This is a genomic window from Schaalia meyeri, assembly GCF_900105015.1.
GTDB lineage: Bacteria > Actinomycetota > Actinomycetes > Actinomycetales > Actinomycetaceae > Pauljensenia > Pauljensenia meyeri.
Window position 1 is genome coordinate 146716 of record NZ_FNLK01000008.1, and the last position, 17565, is coordinate 164280.

The 17565-nt window shown below is 67.4% G+C and carries 12 protein-coding genes; 5 read left to right on the top strand and 7 right to left on the bottom strand.

From position 1 onward, the window contains the following. The first annotated feature begins 23 nt into the window (after positions 1-23). The 3 genes from BLT68_RS04165 to BLT68_RS04175 all read left to right on the top strand — a co-directional run bounded on the left by BLT68_RS04165 (position 24) and on the right by BLT68_RS04175 (position 3601). On the top strand, positions 24-923 hold the full coding sequence (locus tag BLT68_RS04165) for a LicD family protein (protein WP_074632955.1): 900 nt from the start codon (positions 24-26) through the stop codon (positions 921-923). After that, positions 920-2275 carry a lipopolysaccharide biosynthesis protein gene (locus BLT68_RS04170; protein ID WP_070778121.1) on the top strand — a complete coding sequence of 452 codons (1356 nt, stop codon included), beginning with the start codon at positions 920-922 and terminating at the stop codon, positions 2273-2275. The genes BLT68_RS04165 and BLT68_RS04170 overlap by 4 nt, the downstream gene beginning before the upstream one ends. 186 nt (positions 2276-2461) lie before the next feature. Further along, positions 2462-3601 (top strand): glycosyltransferase family 4 protein, encoded by a 1140-nt coding sequence (locus BLT68_RS04175; RefSeq protein ID WP_074632956.1) that lies wholly within the window; start codon positions 2462-2464, stop codon positions 3599-3601. A 183-nt stretch (positions 3602-3784) separates the two neighbouring features. On the opposite strand, the gene BLT68_RS04180 is transcribed toward BLT68_RS04175, so the two are convergent. Then, a complete protein-coding gene (locus tag BLT68_RS04180; protein WP_050695110.1) occupies positions 3785-4630 on the bottom strand; it encodes a LicD family protein in 846 nt (281 codons plus the stop codon). 288 nt (positions 4631-4918) lie between these two features. On the opposite strand from BLT68_RS04180, the gene BLT68_RS04185 reads away from it, so the two are divergent. Next, complete coding sequence (locus BLT68_RS04185) at positions 4919-5683, top strand: GntR family transcriptional regulator (RefSeq protein WP_050695111.1); 765 nt, start codon at positions 4919-4921, stop codon at positions 5681-5683. Between the two features lie 85 nt (positions 5684-5768). Here the strand turns inward: BLT68_RS04185 and BLT68_RS04190 are convergent, their stop codons facing one another. The 6 genes from BLT68_RS04190 to BLT68_RS04215 all read right to left on the bottom strand — a co-directional run bounded on the left by BLT68_RS04190 (position 5769) and on the right by BLT68_RS04215 (position 17287). Beyond that, positions 5769-7157, bottom strand: a complete 1389-nt coding sequence (locus tag BLT68_RS04190) for an alpha-L-fucosidase (protein ID WP_074632986.1) — start codon at positions 7155-7157, stop codon at positions 5769-5771. A 5-nt stretch (positions 7158-7162) separates the two neighbouring features. Continuing rightward, positions 7163-7990: a carbohydrate ABC transporter permease gene (locus tag BLT68_RS04195; protein WP_074632958.1), complete on the bottom strand. Its 828-nt coding sequence runs from the start codon at positions 7988-7990 to the stop codon at positions 7163-7165. Then, on the bottom strand, positions 7983-8972 hold the full coding sequence (locus BLT68_RS04200) for a carbohydrate ABC transporter permease (RefSeq protein ID WP_083332364.1): 990 nt from the start codon (positions 8970-8972) through the stop codon (positions 7983-7985). Before BLT68_RS04200 ends, BLT68_RS04195 begins: the two co-directional genes overlap by 8 nt. Positions 8973-9110: 138 nt before the next feature. Further along, a complete protein-coding gene (locus tag BLT68_RS04205; RefSeq protein ID WP_074632960.1) occupies positions 9111-10361 on the bottom strand; it encodes an ABC transporter substrate-binding protein in 1251 nt (416 codons plus the stop codon). A 283-nt stretch (positions 10362-10644) separates the two neighbouring features. Next, entirely contained in the window at positions 10645-14082 is a 3438-nt protein-coding gene (locus BLT68_RS04210) for an ATP-dependent DNA helicase (RefSeq protein WP_074632988.1), read from the bottom strand. Between the two features lie 19 nt (positions 14083-14101). Further along, positions 14102-17287, bottom strand: a complete 3186-nt coding sequence (locus tag BLT68_RS04215) for a UrvD/REP family ATP-dependent DNA helicase (protein ID WP_074632961.1) — start codon at positions 17285-17287, stop codon at positions 14102-14104. Positions 17288-17365: 78 nt separating this feature from the next. On the opposite strand from BLT68_RS04215, the gene BLT68_RS04220 reads away from it, so the two are divergent. Beyond that, positions 17366-17565, top strand: a 200-nt coding sequence (locus tag BLT68_RS04220; RefSeq protein WP_074632963.1) for a DUF3107 domain-containing protein, incomplete at its 3' end; no start/stop codon positions are given.

The window sequence follows — 17565 nt, forward strand, 5'->3', positions numbered from 1 at the left end:
CCCCCCCTGTTGATCGGACACACATGAGCGCAGCAGATCCCGCAACCCTGGCAGCCATTCAGCGCATCACCAAGCGGTGCCTGGCTGAAATCGACCGCGTCTGCACTCTCCTGGACATTCGCTACGTCGCCTACGGAGGGACCGCGATCGGAGCGGTCCGGCACGGGGGGTTCATCCCGTGGGACGACGACGGGGACGTGTGCATGCCGCGCGCGGACTATGAGCGCTTCATTGCCGAGGCCCCCGCCGTTCTCGGCGAGGAATTTTTCGTTGCTTCCCCGTCATCTCACTCCGACTATCCAATTAGCTTCGGTGTGCTCGGCCTCAAGGGGTCGGAGTTCATATCAAAGGTCGCCAAGGATAGGCCGTTCCGCATGCCCATCGGCGTGGATCTGTTCGTGCTCGATGAGATCGCCGACTCCCCTGCCCGCTTCCGTTCGCAGATGCGGGGAACATGGCTGTGGGCGAGGCTCATGTTTCTTCGCTCGATTCCGTGCCCCCCAACGGGACTGCCCACGCCGGCTCGACAGCTCGCGGCGGTTGCGATGGCCAGCGCCCACTGGGGCATGCGGTTGCTGCGCGTGACCGAGGCATCCCTGTACCGCCGGTGGCTGAAGGCGGCCCTCAAGGGGCGGGCAGAACCCCAGAAGGCGGCCGATGGGACGACCCTCTTCGGCGACTTTTCGACGCGCGATCCGCGCCGCTGGAGCGCCTCGGAAGCGGAGCTTTTCCCCGCGCGCACCGTTCCCTTTGAGGACATGACGATCCGCATTCCCGCCGCGTACGACGTCATCTTGACTCGGGGATACGGCGACTACATGCGCATCCCCGACCCGCAGGAGCGCGTCACCCACGAGCCTTTCCGCATCGTGTTTGGTCCTCACGATCCGGGTCCCGCAGCTCCGGGGGGTGAGGGCGTGTGACAGGCAAAGAGACCACAGTATTTCCCTCTGGGGAGTCGGGAAGCGACGGGGAGGTCCATGCCGACGTTGCCGAGGACGCGCGCAAGTCGCGCGGGCAGCTAGGCAGGGACTACCTGTGGAACACGGCGGCCTCCCTGATGTCGAGCCTCGCGGTCATCATCATGGGCGTGGCGATCGTGCGTTCGGGGACCACCGAGTCGTTCGCCCGAGCCCAGTACGGACTCTTCACCCTGGCGCTGGCCATCGGCCAGCAGTACCAAACTGTCGGCATGTACGAGGTGCGCACATTCCACGTCACCGACGTGCGCAGGCGCTTCGACTTCGGCACCTACCTGTCGACGAGGATCCTCACCTGCTTCGTTATGGTTGCCCTCATCGGCTACCACGCCTGGGACGTGTCGCTTAAGGACCCTTATCCGGCATTGACGGTCATTGGTTCCATAGCGTTCTTGCGCATTTTCGACGCCTTCGAGGACGTGTACTACTCCGAGTTCCAGCGCTCGGGACGCCTTGACATCGCGGGCAAAGCCTGCTTCGCCCGCATCTTCACTACGACGATGCTGTGGTCGGTCCTCTACTGGGTGACCCAGGATCTCCTCGTATCTACACTCATCACGTTCGCAGTGACCTGCGTCATCCTCTTAGTTGTCTACGGTGCGCCGGCGCGCGGCATGTTCTCGCTGCGCCCCTCGATCGCGCTGGGCGCCGTCGGTCGGATCCTGTGGGAGTGTTTGCCCCTGTTCGTCGCCGCATTCCTCAACCAGTACTTGGCGAATGCTCCGCGTTTCGCGATCCACTCGACTCTCGGCGACGAGGAGCTCGGCGTTTTCGCCATCGTCTTTATGCCGGCCATCGCAATCAACATGCTCTCCCTCTTCGTCTTTCGCCCACTTCTGACTCGCATGGCGCTGCACTGGGCGGAGGGAGACCGCAGCACATTCATGGCGATCGTCCGGCGCGGCCTCGCAACCACCGGCCTCGCCTTTTGTCTCGTCGCCGCCGTGACCTACGTGGTCGGCGCTCCCCTGCTCTCCCTCGTTTTCGGAACCGATGTGTCCGGCTATGTCCGCGAGCTCATGGTCCTGGTCTTGGCCGGCGCCCTCAATGCTGCCGGCGTTATTCTCTACTATGCTCTGGCCACGATGAGGCGCCTGAGGGCAGTCCTGGCCGCGTACGCCGTTGCGGCCGCGTACGCCTACGTGACCACGCCGCTGCTAACGGAATCGCTAGGTATGCTCGGCGCTTCGGTTGCCTACGCCACAATCATGACTCTGCTCGCCCTGCTCTTCGGCCTCATCATGGTAGTTTCGCTGCGGCAGCGTCGTGAGGAAACGGAGCCCACTGGTGATTGATTGTACTCGCGCGGCGCCGCACGCTTCGCTCCGCGCTCGGCCTGCCTATCCCGGGCGCTGCGGTAGCGGGAGTGCGATGCGTTTGTGGGGCCGGGCCTCTTTCGCAGTGATGCCTATCGCGGTGATACGAGGCCGCCCGCACCCGTACAGCCCGGATCGTTGCCAGCCACTGACAAGGAGCAGTGAATGCGTATTGCGTTCGTCGTGAACAGCTATCCGCCCCGGCTGGGCGGATTGGAGTCCCACATTTACCACCTGTCGGTATCCCTGGCACGGTTGGGGCACCAGGTGTACGTGCTGACCATTTCCGATGAGCCGGGTCATCGCACCCAGGAGCGGGTCGACATCCGCACCAATCGGCGTTATTTCCCCATCGCGGACATCATCAGCTTCCCCGCCGTGGGAACGACTCGCCAGATCGCGCGCTTCCTGAAGCGAGAGAGCATCGACGCCGTCAGCGTGCACACGCGGTTCTTCCCCATGAGCTTCGTCGGGGTCCGCGCCGCACGCAAGGCGGGTATCCCGGTCATCCACACGGAGCACGGGTCGGGGTTTGTCGCCTCCTCGTCGCCCGTCATCAGATCGGCGTCGCGTGCGGTTGACGTGACGATGGGACGCTACGTGCTGCGCCACGCGGACCGCGTGCTGGGCGTGTCCGAGCAGGCCGCCGCTTTCGCCTCACGCCTGGGCGGGGTGAACACTCAGGTGTTCTACAACGCGATCACGCCGCCCGCGCGCCGCTCAGTGCCGATCAATGATCGCCACCGTCACCTGGTCTTCGTTGGCCGCATGGTCCCGGGAAAGGGCTGGGACACGTTTATCGAGGCCGTGGCGCGGCTGCGCGAGGCGGGTGCGCAGGTGAGCGGCGAACTGCTGGGCACGGGCGCCGACCTTGAGGCCGCACGCGCGCTCATTGCGCGGCGCGGCCTCACCGAGCAGGTCTGCGCGCCGGGTCGCGTGAGCGCCGACGAGGTCCGTTCCCGTCTGGCCGGTGCGACCCTCGTGAATCCCACGGTGTTGTCTGAGGGCTTCCAAACGACGCTGCTGGAGGCCCTCGCTGAACGCGGGCGCGTCGTCACCTTCACCGTCCCGGGGGCGCGGGTCCTGGCCGAGCAGGGAAATCCGGTGATCATCACCGCCGAGAGGACGGTCGATTCGCTGGTCGCCACCCTGCGCGATTTCCTGGAGGCCCCGCCGCCCCTGGGGGAGCCCGACCTGATCGACGCCTGGACGTGGCCGGTGCGGGCACGCGAGTACGCGGCCATCGCCTCGTCGCTGATCGCGGGTTCTGGCCCCGATGTCCCGCACCCCCTGGCCCCACACTGAGGCTCTATCCTCGCGCCCTCCTTGACGAAAAGGGGCGCCCGTACCGGCCAGCGGCAGCCCGCCTGCGAGGCGCGGTGTTACGCCGCCTCACCCTTCACCTCATCCGGTGAAACAGGCACGTGCCCACGGCGCGCGGTTACACGAGCCGGGGGCGTGGCCGCGCCAATGAATATTCCCCGCGCATCACCCGGCGTAGGGCTGGTCGCCCACCCATTCCGCGGAGCGGACGTGCGCGGGCGGGCGCTGGTCCTCAGGGGGGATGCGCTGCCAGTCGCCGTAGTAGTCGCGCAGGATTTTCTCGGCCTGTGCGGGGATGGCGAAGCGCCGTCCCTCGAAGCTCGCCGTGCGCGTCGGGAAGAGTTCGTCGGGCCGGATGGTGTTCCGGCTCATGACGTCGTCGACCAGCAGCACCCAGCGTTCGTTATCCTCCTCGCTTACCTGCGAGCGGTGACAGCCCTGGGCCGTCTCGTCTTGCCTGCGTGAAATGGCATAGAGATTGGCAAAACGCGTGATCGGGTACAGCAGGTACTTGATGGCGCGACGCGCAGCGGACGTGGCGTATCGCGGGTTCGATGCCGCGATGTACTTCCACCACACCAGCCGGTGTTCCTTCCGCGCCGCGCGGTGAACGTGCGGATCGGTCACGTCGACGCGCTCGAGCGGGAAAATGTCGACCCACAGCCCCAGGGTGCCGGCCGATTCGTCGAGGAATGACTCAACGGCCCGAGTGCGCGTATCGACCAGCTTGCAGTAGGAGTTGATTGACGTGCGATCCCGGTAGCTCGCCAGCGCATAGTGCTCGCCGAGCGCCCCTTCCTGCCACAGGCGATAGAGCTTCTCGTAGTCGTCGCGGGGCATGTAGACGTCGATGTCGTCGTCCCACGGGATGAAACCGCGATGCCGCAGCGCCCCGATGAGCGTTCCGTACGCCAGCGCATAGGACAGTTGATGGTCGCGGCAGACGCGATCGAGTTCGGAGAGAATATCCAGTTCAATCGCCTTCACCTGGCGCGCCTCAAGTTGGGTCATCGGCTCTCTCATCGTGTCGAATTGAGGGGTTGTGAACTGGTGTCCAGGGTAGTACACCGCCGCGGGCGTGCGCACTTCCTTCCCTCTCCTGGGCCCTTCGGACATAGGGGCCTGGCCGCGCACGGCGACCGTAACGGGGTTTCGTCACCCTTAGATCGGGCCACACAAATCCCCATTTTGTCCAGACAATAGGTTTAGCGCGTCGCTCCGGGGAACAACACCAGCGCTGATACCATGTAGCCCTAACAATTTATCAAATCCGTTGTGCCGCCACACGAAAGTCTCGCCATGCCACGATCAGCCGCCGCAGCGACGCCCCCTTACATCCCCGACATTACGCTGGACCGATCCTCCCCGGTCCCCCTCTATTTCCAGATCTCGGAACCCATCGCGCAGCTCATTAATTCCGGCACGCTGCCCGCCGATACTCGCTTGGAAGACGAGTTATCCATGGCCGCCCGCCTGCACGTCTCGCGCCCCACCGCCCGCCAGGCCCTCCAGCGACTGGTGGATCGCGGCCTGCTGACGCGCAGGCGCGGCGTCGGCACGATCGTGTCGCCGCGCCACGTCCACCGCCCCATGGAGCTCACCTCCCTTATGCGCGACCTCGTGGAGGCCGGGCACAAAGTTCACACGACAATCCAGCGCTACGAGGCCCGCCCGGCCACCGCACGGGATGCCGACGCTCTCGGAACCGACGAGGGAACGCTCATCGTTAGCATCGAACGCACGCGTTTTGCGAACGATGAACCCATCGCCGTGCTCACCAACTTCATCCCCGCAGACATCGCCCCAACAATGCAGGAACTCACGTCAGGCTCCCTCTACGAGTTGATGCGCGAGCGCGGCGTCACCCTGGCCTCGGCCCGCCAGGTGATCGGAGCGCGCAACGCCACGGCCAAGGAAGCCAAGCTCCTATCCGAACACCGCGGCGCCGCCCTGCTCACAACGCAGCGCACGACCTACGATCCCTCGGGGCGGATCGTGGAGTACGGCGACCACATCTACCGCGCGTCCCGATACTCCTTCGAGGCGAACCTTTTCGCGCAGTAGCCTCCTCAAAACTCTGCTTATTGCCCGACAGGCTGGCACGGGTTAGCCTGCCCGTGCGCACCGCTGCGGGTCGTCGCTCCCCACCTCACGCCCGAGGAGCGACGACGACGAGGGGGAAAGCCCGTCCGCGAGCATCCCTCAGCGGCTGTTCCCCGGCGCGCACGCTCAGGCTCATCCCGTCCCACGAGCACTCCCCGCCCGGCGTGAGGGCCGCGGCCCGCGAGTAGTCAAAGCCCGTCGGCAGCCCGCCGACCCGACAGGCGAGGGAATCGGCCACCACGGCGACACGGTCATCGTGGGCGAGAAGGCGAACCCAGACCTCGTCCGAGCCCCCCACCGAGCGCGCGCTCGGCACGGGGCTGGCCTTTGGGGCCAGCGCTTCCGCTCCCACCAGCTCCGACCCAAACAGGTCGTTCCACACGCCCATGTCCTCCAGGCACTCGCGCTGGCCGCGCGGGATGATCCCATCCGCGCGCGGGCCGACGTTGAGCAGGAGGCGACCGCCTCGCGAGACCACGTCCACCAGGTGACGGACGGCCGCGGCACCCCCGAGGTAGTGGTGTTCTCCCTCGGCGCGGTTATACCCGAAGGACTGGCCGATGCCTCGGCAGTTCTCCCAGGGCTTTCCACTGGCCTCCGATTCCCCCATGTGCTGGTACTCGCTGGTCAGGTAGTCCGCGTGAACACCGCCGTAGCGGTCGTTCGTCACCCCCTCGGGGCGGGCCTCGTAGAAGTATTCGAACAGCGTCCCCAGCCCGTAGGCCCCAAAGTTCTTGCCGTCGTCCGGCCAGTCGATGTCGTTCCAGATGAGGTCGGGCTCGTAGCGGTCGATCAGGTCCCGCACGTGCAGGAAGCAGTACCGGGCGTAGTCGGCGTCCTTCGGGCGACACAGATCCGTGCAGTCCTCTTCGGAGAGGATGGGCCGCGCGGGCCGATAGTGCCAGTCCAGGCCGCCCGAGTAGTACAGTCCCACGCGCAGTCCCACCTCCCGTGCGGCATCCGTAAAGCCCGCCACCAGGTCGGCGCGGGGGCCCCGACGAACCGTGTTCCTCGCGCCCGTTTCCGGCGCGTCCCACAAGGTTACGCCGTCGTGGTGTTTCGTCGTGAGCACCGCATAGCGCCCGCCCGCTCGGCGGAACAGGCGCATCCATTCGGCGGGGTCCCACGCATCCGGATCCCACGCGTCCAGGAACGCGTCGTAGGAGGCCGCCCCGTACAGATCCCGGTGGCGCTCGGCCGCCGGGGAGCCCGGGATGCGAATCGTATTGAAGTACCACTCCGCGTAGGAATTGTGCGTAAACCACGCCTCCCAGTCGTCCTCGACGCCCAGCTCACCGTGGTCCTCCGCCCACGCGGGCACCGAATAGGGACCCCAGTGGACGAAAATACCCAACGGGGCGTCCTGAAACCACCGCGGCGTCGGCCTCGTCAACGCGCGCCAGCGCTGGTCGTCGCCCGTTTCACGCCGTTCCACGCCCGTCACCGCCCTCCGAACGCGCCCAGGGTGACGCCCTTTTCCAGCTGCTTTTGCAAGAACACGACCAGCAGGATCGACGGGATCGTCGTCATGGTGACTGCGGCCATCAGCGGCCCCCAGTCGGTGCCGCGCTCGCCCGAAAACATCTGTAGGCCCAGCGGAATGGTCGCCAGAGACGAATCCTTGACCACGATCAGGGGCCACAGGAACGTCGACCAATACTCGATGAACGCGAACACGCCCACGACCGTAATCGGAGCCTTGAGCAGGGGAAGCAGGATCTTCGTCAGGATCTGCCAGTCGCCGCAGCCGTCAATGCGCGCCGCCTCCTCGAACTCGAGCGGCAAAGACATGAGGAACTGACGGATCAGGAACGCCCCGAAAGCGCCGAACGCGAAGGGGACGATGAGGGCGAAATAGGAGTTCACCAGGCCCGCACGCTGCATGCCGATGTACAGGGGGATCACCAGGACCTCCTGCGGCAGGACCAGCGTGCCCAGGAACAGCATGAAGAGGTGGTCGCGCCCCCTAAAACGCAGCCGCGCAAAGGCGTAGGCGGACAGGATAGACACGATGACCACGAGGGCCGCGCCGGACAGCGACACGATGAACGAGTTCAGGACGACCCGCCCGAAGGGAATCGAACGCAACGCGGAGGGGTAGTTATCCCACGCAACCTCGCTCCCCACGGGGCTGATGCCCGACGTGAACACCTCGTTGGTCGGCTTCAGCGACGTGGCGACCATCCAGGCGAAGGGAAACAGGAACGCGACCGCAATCAGCCCCAGGAGGATCACCGAAATGACCGTTGATGCACGCTTCTTACGCATCGTAGTTCACCCACTTTTTCTGCCCCGCGAACTGCAGAGCCGTCACCGTCATGACAATCACGAAGAGCACCCACGCCATCGAGGAGGCGTAGCCGAGCTTGTCGAAAGAGAAGCCGTTGCGGTACAGGGACAACACGATCGTGTTGGTCGATTCACCGGGGCCTCCCAGCGTCAGGAAGTACGGCTGTGCGAATACCTTGAACGCGCCGATGATCGTCATGACCGTGCAGAAGAACACGGTCGGGGAGATCATCGGGAACACGACCTTAAAGAAGCGCTGGGCACCCGTGCAGCCGTCGATCGTCGCCGCCTCCAACACCGACGTGTTGAGGCCGTTGAGTCCGGCCGTCAGCACCACGATGTTGTAACCCAGGCCCTGCCACAGGCTCATCACCAGCAGCGACCCCATCGCCAGTGCGGGGTGGTTCAGGAACGGGACCGGCGAGATGCCCACCTTCTCCAGCGCAGAGTTGACGACGCCCTGGTCGGACAGCAAGAGACGCCAGATCAGCGCGTTGCCGACCATCGGGGTGACAACCGGGATAAAGAAGATCACGCGCAGGACGCGGCTGAGCCACTCCGGCACCCTTTGAAGCCAGTAGCTGAGGCCCAGGGAGATCACCAGGTTCGCCGCCGTGTAGCACGCCGCAAACACGACGGTGTTGCGCATGACCGTCCAAAAGGCGGGGTCCTCGCCGCTGAGCATGCGCCGGTAGTTCTCCACGCCAACGAAGCGCCCGCCCCCGAAGAGGGACCAGTCGTAGAAGGAGATCGCCAGCGATGCGATCAGGGGAAGGACGATGAACAGCAGGAAGCCGCTCATGCCCGGCGTCAGATAGGCCAGGGCTCGCAACCCTTCGCCGCGTTTGCCCCCGTCGCGCGCCCTCGCGTTCCGCACGTTCTTGGAGGCCCTTGCTCCTCCCCCGCCCGTCGCGGCGCCAAGGGGCGCGCTGCGATCAGGTTTCGCCATGTCAACGCTCATCGGGTGTGCTCACCTTTCCATCATGTCAGCCACAGCCAACCCCACGCGCATCAACGAAGCGGCGCGGACGCACACGCCCCCGGCAAGGCCGAAGTTACAAGCGGGTTGCCTCCGGCCTCGCCGAGTGATCGGTGGCACTCAGCCGGCGGAGTTTTGCAGCTCAGTGAGGATCTCGGAAGCGGTCTTCGTGCCTCGGAAGCCCTCGGGCGAATACTGCTGGAAGGACGTGTTGATCTGGTTCCACGTCGTGGTGGTCACCAGCGGGGTACCGTGTTCGAGGAGGGTGCGCACGGCCTGGGCGCTGTCCTCGGGCTTGTTCGCAGCCCACCTCCCCATCGCGGACTCAACGGAGGGGACGGTGCCCTGTTTTTCCGCGACCGCGCCGATGACCTCGGGGGTCACCAACTGCCTCAGGACGTCGAACGCGGCCTGCTTGTCGGGGCAGGACTTGGCGATACCGAAGCCGGAACCCTGGATGACCGCTCGCGGCGTACCCGTCGGCGTGGGGATCGTGGCGACGCCAAGCTTGTCTCCCAGGGATTTCTCGAAGGTTCCGTACATCCAGGGACCATCGATCAGCATGGCCGCTGTCCCTGACGTGAACGCGCCCTGCGCCGGGCCGTCGTTGTCGGCCGCGTTGGGGGCAACCGCCACCTGCTCCTTGAACGCCAAGTCAAACGCGAACTGGACGCCCTGGACGAACTTCGGGTCCGTCAGCGTGTTCTTACCGTCCTTGGACACGTCTCCGCCGAAGGCGATTCCAAAGTCGCCGGCCGCGTTCGCCAGGAGGAGCGGCTTGACGGCCATGCCGTAGTTTCCATCCCCCGTCAGCGCCTTCGCGTCCTTGAGGAACTGCTCCGTGGTGTACGAGGTTGTGGGCGCGCTGCGCCCCGCCTTCTCGAACAGCTCACGGTTGTAGTACAGGACGTCGGGCTCGGCGTCGTACGGCAGTGCCAGGACCTTGCCGTCCACCGTCATCCCCTGCATCATCGCGGCGTTATAGTCGGATGCCTTGATGCCGGCGGCGTCCATGTAGGAGTCGAGGGGTTCGAGCAGGCCGTACAGCTCCTGCGCGCGAGCGGCCTGGGTGGTGAGGATGCAGGGCGCGTCGGAGGTGACCATGCGGGTCTTCACCTTGGTCCAGTAATCGTTGAAGGACGGGCCATCGAAGCTCAGGGTGAAGTTCGGGTCCTTTGCCTTGGCGGCGTCCACAAAGGACTGCCATTGGGCCCGGTCGTTGTCCGTGGAAACCCACGTGTACATCTGGTGGACCCGGTCGCTACCGGAGCCGCCGGTCGCGCCGGTTCCCGAGCCGCACGCGCCTGCGAGAAGAGCGAAGGCCGAGGCCGCAGAACCGAGCATGAGGAGTTTGGAGGTAGTGGGGCGCATGTCGCGCTCCTTCCTGTTCGGGGCACGAGGCGTTCTGCGTCGACGCACGCCGCCTCTTAGTAGCGTGCATCGAGGATACTTTCCTGTGTGTACCGTCATTCGTCATCGACAATTGACAGGGCAACCATACCCGTACCTGAGTTGGGCACACAAGAGGAAGTTCAAATTTTCTAACAAGTGGCAATTGGCGCTGCTCCGCTGTTAAGCGACACATTCACACGGGTGGCAGCATCTTTGACCCGACGCACACAGAATCTGTCAACCTGCCTGCCGCCCGTGTCGATTACGCGCGGGAGCGCCCCTCCCCCAGCGCGCCTCGCACCGCATCGTCCAGGGGCATGCCAGCGCTGCCGAGAATCCGCTCCAGGTCCTCTAACGCGAAGTGCGAGGGACCGGCCAGGAAGGCGACCATCGCACCCACCTCGCCCGGGTCGACGCCGACGCGGGATGCCCACGCGCGCCGGTACAGGCGCAGCTGGGTCACAAAGTAGGCGATCTTGTCCGGCTTCGTGCTGGCCGTGACCGGCTGGCCGCTCTTCCAGTCGACCACCAGGTAGCGCGGCCCGTCGCCGCCCGTACGCTCAAACACCGCGTCGATGCGCCCCTGGACGGACACGCCGCCTACCTCCACGGAAAAGGCCTCCTCGATAGCAATCGCCCGATAGTCGGCCAGCTCCGTGCCTACGAACGTGCGGAAGTTAGCCCGCAGCCTCTCGAGCAGCCCGCGCTCCGCCTCCGTCAGCAGGGCCTCGTCGCCCCCGCCCTCGCCGCCGGACAGCGCACCGTCCACGCCCGGCGAGGCCATGGAGGGATCGGCGTCGGGGGCGACCTGGGCGGCGATGTGAAGTTCCCGCTCCGCCCACGCGTGAAACACCGTGCCGAGCGCGGACAACGAACTGGGTTTGCTCGGCATCGGCCGACGCATGTCCCGGGCGAACTCCTGTGAATCCTGCAGCAGCGCAGACACGGAGGTGGCCGGAACGCGCTCGGCCCACAGGTCCACGACCGGCGTCTGTTGGCCCCGGCGATGCTCCTCGATCAGGGCGACCGTATCCCTCACGGCGGGGTCATCGCCCAGCTGCTCCAATGCCTGATACACGTCCCCCTCGCCCACCAAGGCGCGAATCTGCCCCTCCACGGCCGCCGCCGCACCCGCAACCCGCCGACGCGACGGCCCGGGCTCCTGCGGGAAAGTCGCCGAGGAAGTGCCGCTGACCAACGCCGCCAGGTCCGCCTCGCCCGGCCTCGGGGCAAGGCAGCATGCCCCTGCGCCGGACACAGGCGCAACCCCCGTGCCGCGCCAGTGCCCCCCGGCCCACACGCTGCGGTCGCTCACGCCCGCGAGGGAGCCATCCGCCGGGTCCGGGGAATCGCCGAACAGCTGGTCGCGGGTCTCCATAAGGTAGCGCGACGGCTGCTTCACCGACGAACCCGTGCGATACAGCCAGGAGCCCACCAGCAGCTGGGCGCTGCGCGCCCGCGTCATGGCCACGTACGCCAAGCGGCGTTCCTCCCGTTCCGCGTGAACGCCGAGGGCGCGCCCGTACTCCTCTTTGATCCACTTCGAATACGCAGCTGACGGCTTCGGTTCGCCCTCCACGTCCAGGTCGAAGGGAGGCAGGTCCGCGCGGTCTCCGCGCAGGGGGTGAGGCAGCGCGCTGGAATCCGTCAGCCACGCCGTGTCGGTCGGCGGCTCGTCCAGCCACGACACGGTATTCCTCTTTCCGTGCGAAGGAAATACGCCGTCGCTCATGCCGAACACGACGACGCAGTCCCACTCGAGTCCCTTGGATGCGTGCACCGTCATGATTTGCACGGCGCGCGGATCCGGCTCGCCCAGGGGCGCCTCAAGCCCGTCCTCGCGGTCCTCCGCCATGCGCAGGTACGCCAGGAATGAGGCCAGGGACGCGCCCGGCGTGTCCCTCTCGTAGGCGGCGGCCACCGAAACGAACTCATCCAGCGCGGCGCGCCCGCCCATCGACAGCGGATCCGCGATCACGTCGTCCAAGGTCCCCATGATGAGGATCGCTCTTTCGACCTGCTCCACGACGCCGCGCCCGACCCCCGCGCGCACCGCGCGCAATCGCTCGCCCAATAACCGCACGCGTCGCACGGCCTCGTCGCTGATCGCGGGGCGACCGTCCGCGTGCCACCCCGCCTCCGGCGGAGCATCCACCGCGTCGAGGAGCACCGCCTGGTGGGGGCTGGCCCCCTCGCGGCGCGCCAGGGCGCGCGCCCAGTCCCCCAGGGCAATAAGGTCCGCCGTCCCCAGGTCGATGCCCGCCAGCAGGCGGGCGAGCCACGGGGAAGCGCCCACGTCGTACGCCAACTCCAAGGAAGCCCGAACGTCCTGGACTGCCCCCTGGTCAAGCAGCCCTCCCAGGCCGACGATCTGAGTCGGGACGCCCGCCTCGCGCAGCGCGGCGTCCACGAACGCAAAATCCTTGCGGCGCCGACACAGCACGGCCACCGTGCGACGCTTCCCCTCCTCCGACGCCTGGGAGCGGACGCGCTGGACAAAGTCGACGACCACCCCCAGAGCATCCTCGTAAAAGGGCGCGTAGGCGACCTCGACGTGCCCCTCGCCCGCGCCCGGTCGCGGCACCAGCACCGGCGACCGCGCATTGAGCGCCTTTTTCCCCTCCTGGTAAGAGGCGACCTCGCGCAGGGGCGCCGCCACTCGGTTCGCCGCGTCCAGGATCGAAGAATCGTTGCGCCACGCGGTCGACAGAGTGAGGGTTAGCCCCGCCTCCATTTGGGCGCAGCAGAATCGATCGAGAAAGGACTCCAGGGACGAGGCCGAGGCCCCCCTCCACCCGTAGATCGCCTGATTCGGGTCCCCCACCGCGGTGACCGCGTGATCGCCGAACAGCATGGACAACAGATCCATCTGAATGACGGAGGTGTCCTGAAACTCGTCCAACAGGACGGCGCGGAACTCGTCACGCAGTGCGCTGCGCACCGCCGGGGCCTCGCGCACGATGCGCGTCGCGAGGACCAGCTGGTCGGAAAAGTCCAGGAACCCCATGTCTCGCTTGCGCTGCTGATACGCCTCGATGGGGCCGAGAAACGCGATGCGGCGGCGATTCGCGCGCAGCAGACGGCGCGCGTCATCGTTGGTCTGGCCCACCTGCTCCAGCTCCCGCCCGAACTCCTCCAGCGCGGAGCGGGCGCTCCCTACCGTGTACCCGTGCTCGGCGATCTCCCCAGCCAGGTGAAGGATGTGTCCGACCGCACCCAGCGGCGTGAGTGAGTCGTCCAGGTCGGTGGGCCACGCCTCAACGATCTGGAGCATGACGTCCATGGCACCGGCCTCGGAGAGCATGGAAAAGTCCGGGTCGATGCCGATGCGCATTCCGTGTTCGGAGACGATGCGCTCCGCGAAAGAGTTATAGGTCAGGGACACGGGTTCCTCGTCCAGGCGGCGCCTCAGCTGCGGCATCGCCTGTGCCAGCAGGCGAATGCGCGCCCGCAGGCGGTCCCCCAGCTCGCCGGCGGCCTTGCGGGTGAAGGTCAGGCCCAGGATCGACGAGGGGCTCAGGTCCGGGTGATTGGCCAGGAGCCACAGCACCCTCATCGACATGGTTTCGGTCTTTCCCGACCCGGCACCCGCGACGACCAGGAGGGGCCGGCGCGGGGCCTCAACCACGCGCACCTGCTCCGGCGTCGGGTTCTTCGACTCGTCGACGATCCTTTGGATCTGGGTTGCGCTCAGCAGCATCGCTCTGTCCTCTCCCACGTCACTCCACCACCTTGCGGCCACGCTCACGTGCCGGGCACAGCCGGTCGAACGAGCAGTATCGGCATGCCTCCTGCGAGGGGGTCGCCTCGAAGTTGGGGCCTCGCGCGCACGCCGCCACCCGGCGGACGTCCGCATGCCATTCCGCCAGTTCCTCCCCCTCCAACGCCCGCTGGTCAAAGATCTGCGGTTTCGCGCCGCCGAGCAGGGCGATTCGCGCGCCCGCGACGTCCTCTCCAGAGGCCAGCAACGCCATCTGGTACGCGGCCAGCTGCGGGTTCGCCTGAACCCCCGCCCGCGTGTATCCGCGCTTTCCCGTCTTCAGGTCCGTGACGCGCACGCCCTGCCCCGTGTGTTCCACGCGGTCCATGCGCCCGCGGATGGTCACCCCCTCGACCCGGCCGCTCACCGGCTGTTCGACCTCGACGGCGCCGGGCACCCCCGCCACATAGTTCGCCAAGTTGTTCACAACGTCGCGGGCGTGCCGGTCGGCCACGCGCCCCGCCCACGTGTCCAGGTTGTATCCCAGCTCCTCGATGCGCGCCTCGAGGGCGCAAGTCAGCTCCTGGGCGTTTCCGTGCGGGTGTTCCTCGGCCACCGCGTGGATCAGCGTACCCAGGCTTGCGGCCGCGTTCGACGGCCTATCCGCCCCGATCGTGGTGAGGAACCAGCGCAGCGGGCACGTCAGGGCCCGCTCGAACTGCGAGGGAGAAAGCACGATCTCACCCGCATACGACCGGGCCGTCGTCACGGTCCCACCGGCGCCCAGCCATCGATGGGGATGGGCCGAAGCGACGCCCTCGCGCGCCAGCAGGGCCAGCAGTGTGGCGGCCAGCTCGCTGTCCGCCGGGTCGCCGAGTGCACCAGCCCGCGCCCGCAGGTCCGCGATGTGCCCCGACAGGGACAGCGGCGCGTCCACCCGGTCCACGGGAACCACATCGTCGACGCGTGGGGTGCCGGCCAGGCGCGCCACCAGGTCGAACAGCACCGAGGGGGCGGCGTCCTCTGAGCGAACCGCGCCGACGTGCACGATGCTTCGTGCCCGCGTCACGGCCGCGACAAACAGCCGATACTCGTCGTCCACGACCGCGCGGCGGGCAGCCCGCGCCGAATCGACGAGATGCTCGCGACCGTCCTCGCCCACGCACGTGCGCCCCGCGCCGATGTCCGCCAACAGGTCGGCACGCAGGATACGGTCGCGCAACCGCACGTTCGGCCACGCACCATCCTGCAGGCCGGCGAGGACGACGACCTCCCAGTGACGCCCCATGGCCTGCGCGGGCGTGAGGACCTCAACGCCGCCCGGGCGCACGCCCACGCGGGAAATCGTGTCGATGGGGACGCTTCCCGACACCAGCTCAGTCGCGAAGCGAGCCGCGTCGCCCGTCGGATTGCGCTGCTCCCACACGTCGGCCACACGCATCAGGGCCACCACGGCGTCCAGCTGGTCGTCGTACCATCCCGAGGATGCATCGGAGGCGATGGCCCGCGAGCGCCACTCGTCCGCGACGCAGGCTGCCTCCCAGAGGGACCACAGGCACTCCTGGGGACGCCCGCCCCCCTGCCTCCCCAGCTCCCACAGGCGCGCGGCTCTCTCCAGCGGCTCAGCGAGGTCGTTCGCCACCCGGATGCGCCCGCCCCCGCCCTGGATGCCCCGTTCCAGGGCGGGCCGCCACGTGGATGGATCATCCACGAGGTCAACCATCGTCAGCGGGACCGGCGCGTCCTTGTCGCCGGATACCTGGGCGGCCAGGGCGCGCTCGGCGTTGAGCCTGCGCAGGATGCGGCGGACGGCCAGGGGGTCGGCTCCCACGAGGGGCGAGGGCAGGAGGCGCTCGGCCAGCTCGCGGCGCGCGTCGGCCTCGGTGTCGGTGAGGCCTATGGGCAGGGTCACGAGGTCGAGCAGGAGCCGCGTCGTGGGCTGGGCGGCGAAGTCGAAGGCGTGCCCGCCCCCGGCCAGGGGAACGCCGCCGCGAGCGAGGTAGCGGCGCGTGTCGGCGACCATCGACGCGCTGCGCACGATGACGACCTGGTCCGTGAAGTCAATGCCGTCGTGCAGGTGGTGCGCGCGAATCGCCCGCGCGATCAGCGCCCCCATCTGTGAGGGCGTGGCCCCCAGGTGCGTGACGAGCCGCCCCGCCTGCGCTCCGGCCGCAACGTCGGCATCGCGTCGGGCGGGCGAACCCGACTGGGCGATGCGCGAGCATGCGGCGCGCGCCACGGTGCGCACCGCGCGCGAGGTTCTATACACCTGCCCCAGTTCCGAGATCTCGACGCCGAGGAGGGAGGCGAGGCGGCGGTCCAGGTGCGGCTCGCCCCCTCGGTATCCGGCGACCGCCACGTCGGAGTCCGAGAAGGCGACGATGCGCGCGCCCGCGCGCCTACAGGATTCCAGTAGCGTGAGGGTCGAGGGAGTGCAGTCCTGCAGGTCATCCACAATGACGACGTCGGGCACCGGGAGGGGCGCCTCAACGCCGAGCGCCGGACCATCCGTCTCCCACCTGCGGATCAGGTCGGCGGCGAGGGACTGGATGCGCGACAGGTCCACGCGCAGGGCCAGTGGATACTCTATGGAACGCTCGGGTCCCTCCTCCAGGGCGGCCACGATCGCGCCCGCCCCCTCCCACTCGGGCCTGCCGAACCTGATCCCCGCTCGCGTCAGGTCAGCAGCGTTCATCCCGGCCTCGCCCACGCGGGCCACCAGGTCACGCAGCTCCGCACGGAAAGCCGGCATGGCGCGCATCTGCGGGCCGATTTCTGGCGGCCACGGCGCGCGTACGGAGTCGAGCAGTTCCGCCAGCATCTGATCCTGGGCGGCTCCCGTCACCAGCTCGACCCCATGGAGCGGCGCGGCGCGCTGGGTGCGCCACGTGGCCACGACCTGATACGCGAAAGAGGCGGGCGTGCGCACCGGGCGCACCACGGACGGCCCGAGGGCCTGGGCTTGAGGCGTCAGGGCATCGGCGCGCGTACGGTCGGGCGTCACAATCAGGGCGGAGAGGCCGTCGCCCACCGCGCGCTCAAACACCGCGAGCGCACAGGTGCTGCGCCCCGAGGACGGGGCGCCCCGGGCGATCACGTCACCCGCCCGCGCGGCCTCGCAAATCGCCTTCTGCTCCCGGTTCAGTTCGGGCAGACGCCACCAACCGGCGGGCCGACTCCGCAATCTGACCTCGATTTCGCTCATGACGCAATACTGGCAGACCCCACCCGCATCTGTGGCACATATGATGGCCACGACGATTTTTCCCGGCAAGGAGCAAACATGGAGATCTTTATCGGCATTCGAGGGGGCGCGCGCCAGCTCAGCCTCGACGTCAACCTGACCGAGGAGCAGCTCATCTCGAGAGTGGACGAGGCCGTCTCCCAGAACGCCCTCCTTCACCTCACCGACACCAAGGGACAGCGCGTCCTGGTCCCCGCCCACGCGATCGGATACGTGCAGATCGCCAGCAAGGCCGAGCG